We start from the raw sequence: 3,532 nt of genomic DNA, 5'->3' as shown, positions 1-3,532 counted from the left end.
TGCCCGACCGGCAGGGCGACGTCCAGCGGGTCGGCGAGCAGCGGCACCCGCGTGAACTTCGGGTCGCGGGCGCTCGGCGCGTGCACGGCGAGCGAGAGGGCGAGGTCGACGTCGCCGGAGGCGAGCAGCTCGTAGGCCTGCGCGGCCTCGGCCTCGCGCACGCGGACGGTGATCTTGGGGTGGGCGGTGCGCAGGGCCCGTACCGCGGGCACGACGAGGGCGGGCACGGCGGTGGAGAAGGCGGCCACCCGCACCACACCCATCTCGCCGTGCAGGTGCTGCGCCAACTCGGCGTCGGCGCGCTCCAGTTGGGCGAACACGGCCTCGGCGTGCGCGAGCACGAGGTGCGCGGCGTCGGTGAGCCGCACCCGCCGCCCCTGCGCTTCCAGCAGCGGCACGCCGAGCTGCTTGGCCAGATTGGTGAGCTGCTGCGAGACGGCCGACGGCGTCATGAGGAGCGTCTGCGCGGTGGCCGTGACCGTGCCGCGCTCCCGCAGGGTGCGCAGGATCACCAGCTTCTTGATGTCCCACCGGTCGGGCCGCGGCACGTGCTCGTCGTTCATACGGCACAAGGTAGCCCGGCCTACGCTGACGCCATGGAGCAGCAGACCGTACGGATCCGCCCGGGCCGTCCCGAGGAGGCGGCGCGGCTGAGCGCACTTGCCCTGCGCTCGAAGGCGCATTGGGGATACGACGCGGACTTCATGGAGGCGTGCGTCGCCGAGCTGACGCTGGAGCCGGGGGAGGTCGAGGCGCGCCGTACCGCCGTCGCCGAGTCCGGCGACGGCCGCCTCCTCGGCCTCGTGACGCTCGAAGGGCAGCCGCCGCAGGGCGAGTTGGGCCTGATGTTCGTGGCCCCGGAGGCGATCGGCGGCGGCGTGGGCCGGCTGCTGTTCGACCACCTCCGGGAGGCCGCGCGCGCCGCCGGCTTCACCCGGATCTCCTGGGCCGCCGACCCGAACGCCCTGCCGTTCTACGAGGCGATGGGCGGCCGGCGCTCCGGCTCGATCCCGTCGGGGTCGGTCGCGGGCCGGGTGCTGCCGCTGATGGAGCTGGACCTGCGCCGCCCGGCCGCTACGCGATCGCGGCCAGCCACTCCACCAGCAGCCGGTTGACCTCGTCGGGGCGTTCCTGCTGGAGCCAGTGGCCGGTCCCGTCGAGCACGTGCGAGGCGACGAGTCCGGGGAGGGTCTTCGGATAGGCCTCGATCGCGTCGGACAGCCAGGTCGTGGACGCGTCGCGGGCGCCGCCGACGAAGAGGGACGGCTGGGTGATCGGGGCGCCGTCGTACGCGGCCAGGTCGGCCCAGTCACGGTCCATGTTCCGGTAGCGGTTCAGCGCGCCGCTCATCCCCGTACGTTCGAACTCGCCCGCGTAGACGTCGAGTTCGGACTCGTCGAGCCAGGCCGGAAGGCGGTCCGCCGGGAAGCGGTCCCGCATCCGGCCGCCGCGCGCCACGAAGTGCGGGTCGGGGTCGTCCGGGCCCGGCATGGTGTCGGCGGACAGGGCCGCGTAGATCCCGGCGAGCCAGCCGCGCACGTCCGGCTCGATCTCGGCCTCGGCGCGGCCGGGCTCCTGGAAGTAGGAGACGTAGAACTCCTCGGGCCCGCCGCCCATCCCGGCGAAGATCTCGCTGGGGCGCGGGCCGCCGCGCGGCGCGTACGGCACGCTCAGCAGGCCCACCGCCCGGAAGACGTCGGGCCGCAGGAGCGCCGAGTACGCGGCGATGTTCGCTCCCCAGTCGTGCCCGACGACGACCGCGGACTCCTCACCGAGCGCGTGCACCACGGCGGCGCCGTCCTCGACGAGCTCCGTCATCCGGTAGGCCTCGACGTCCGCGGGGCGCGAGGAGCGGCCGTATCCCCGTACGTCGACGGCGACGGCCCGGTATCCGGCCGCGGCCAGGGCCGGGAGCTGGCGGCGCCAGGAGTACCAGGACTCCGGGAACCCGTGCACGAGCAGGACGAGCGGGCCCGTGCCCTGCTCCACGAGGTGGGTGCGGCCTGCGGGGGTGGGGACGAGGCGGTGGACGGGCTGCTGCGCCATGAGGACCTCCGGAAGGGGCGGTGCTGCGGTGCTCCGATCGTCTCCCCGACCGTCCCGCGGCGCCGCCCCTCGTTGCCGTTCCGGCAAGTTCACCGGCGTTTCGGACCCCGTCCGGCGGCGGAGGCGAGCACGACGCCGCCCAGGATGAGGCCCATGCACGTCAGCTGCATCCAGCCCATCGCCTCGCCGAGCACCGCGTACGAGAGCAGGGCGACGCACACCGGCTGGAGGTAGTAGACGACGCCCGCCCGGGCGGCGCCGATCATCGCGATCGCCTTGTTCCAGGCGAAGAAGGCGACGGCCGAGGAGGCCACGCCGACGTACAGGAGCGGGCCGACCGTGCCGGTGCGCACCTCGAAGCCGCCCTGCACCGCCACGCTCACCACGTAGGCGGGCAGCAGCATCAGCGCGCCGAGCACGAACGTCGCGAAGAGGAACGCGACGCCGCCGATCTCCTGGGGCCTGCGCCGCAGCAGTGCGCTGTACGAGCCGAAGCAGACGGCCGCGGCGACCACCCACAGGTCGCCGGGGGCGAAGTCGGGGGTCAGCGAGCCCTTGCTGACGAGCAGGACGACTCCCGTGCAAGCCACGAGGGTTCCGGTGACGCGCCGCGCCCCGAGCCGGGCCCCGCCGAGCCGTTCGTACGCCGCCATCAGCACCGGCGACGCGGCCATGATCATGCCCATGTTCCCGGCGGAGGTCGTCATGCCCGCCTGGTTCACGAGGGTGTTGTAGACGGTGACCCCGAGGAGGGCGGCCAGCGTCACGTAGCCGAGGTGGCGCCGGATCAGGGCCCGCTCGCGCCAGGCGGCCCGCAGGCCGAACGGGGCGAGGGCCACGATCGCGATGATCCAGCGCCAGAACGCGTGCTGGACCGGCGGCACGCTGTCGTGCAGTGCGCGGGAGGTGACGAAGCTGCCGGACCAGACGACGGTGGCGAGGGCGGCGAGCAGGAGACCGGCACCGAGCCCGCCTGCCGCGCGGCCGGGGGCCGCGTGCGGTGCCACGGGGGTACGGGTACGGTCCAGGACTGCCATCGGAACCTCTCTCGCGGGTGTCTGTCGCTTTCTTACGCAGCTACCGTCGCAGGACGGGAACCATCACGTCCATCGAATGTTTCCGGTGTATATGTTCAGCAGAAGTGAATGATCTGTCGGGGTGCTGGCCCGCCACCGTCGCCCCGAACGCCAGGGCCATCCCGGCCAGTTGGACCCAGGTCAGGATCTGGCCGAGCGCCGCCCATCCGATCACCGCGGCGGTCAGCGGCGAGAGCGGGCCGAGGAACGTGACCTGCGTGGCGGCCAGACGGCCGATGCCGCGGAACCAGAGCCAGTACGCGACCGCGGTGTTGGCCAGCGCCAGGTACGCGTAGCCGCCGAGCGCCCGGCCGTCCAGCGCCGGGGGCGGGCCCTCGACCGCGAGCGCGAGCGGTGCGATCAGCAGGCCTCCCGCGGTCAGCTGCCAGCCGGTCAGCGCCAGCGGGCCG

Annotated in this window: 5 protein-coding genes; 1 reads left to right on the top strand and 4 read right to left on the bottom strand. The window is 73.7% G+C overall.

The genetic code is table 11. The features are described from left to right. Positions 1-563 (bottom strand): LysR family transcriptional regulator (locus G3I40_RS06250; protein WP_164301161.1); only part of this gene is annotated, 563 nt, incomplete at its 3' end. 33 nt (positions 564-596) lie between these two features. Between G3I40_RS06250 and G3I40_RS06245 the strand changes: the two genes are divergently transcribed. After that, positions 597-1,115, top strand: coding sequence for a GNAT family N-acetyltransferase (locus tag G3I40_RS06245; protein WP_164301160.1), 519 nt, complete (start codon positions 597-599; stop codon positions 1,113-1,115). Here the strand turns inward: G3I40_RS06245 and G3I40_RS06240 are convergent. The 3 genes from G3I40_RS06240 to G3I40_RS06230 all read right to left on the bottom strand — a co-directional run. Further along, positions 1,075-2,046, bottom strand: coding sequence for an alpha/beta hydrolase (locus tag G3I40_RS06240; RefSeq protein WP_164301159.1), 972 nt, complete (start codon positions 2,044-2,046; stop codon positions 1,075-1,077). The genes G3I40_RS06245 and G3I40_RS06240 overlap by 41 nt on opposite strands. Positions 2,047-2,135: 89 nt before the next feature. Then, complete coding sequence (locus G3I40_RS06235; protein ID WP_164301158.1) at positions 2,136-3,083, bottom strand: DMT family transporter; 948 nt, start codon at positions 3,081-3,083, stop codon at positions 2,136-2,138. Positions 3,084-3,123: 40 nt separating this feature from the next. Further along, positions 3,124-3,532, bottom strand: a 409-nt coding sequence (locus G3I40_RS06230; RefSeq protein WP_164301157.1) for an EamA family transporter, incomplete at its 5' end; no start/stop codon positions are given.

The organism is Streptomyces sp. SID14478 (genome assembly GCF_010548525.1).
Classification (GTDB): Bacteria; Actinomycetota; Actinomycetes; order Streptomycetales; family Streptomycetaceae; genus Streptomyces.
The sequence above is the reverse complement of the archived record's forward strand: the minus strand, read 5'-3'. Positions and strand labels throughout refer to the sequence as shown.

Excerpts from the sequence above, each read along its gene's own strand:
- G3I40_RS06245 (WP_164301160.1), top strand. The coding sequence starts at position 597 with ATGGAGCAGCAGACCGTACGGATCCGCCCGGGCCGTCCCGAGGAGGCG.
- G3I40_RS06240 (WP_164301159.1), bottom strand. The coding sequence starts at position 2,046 with ATGGCGCAGCAGCCCGTCCACCGCCTCGTCCCCACCCCCGCAGGCCGC.
- G3I40_RS06235 (WP_164301158.1), bottom strand. The coding sequence starts at position 3,083 with ATGGCAGTCCTGGACCGTACCCGTACCCCCGTGGCACCGCACGCGGCC.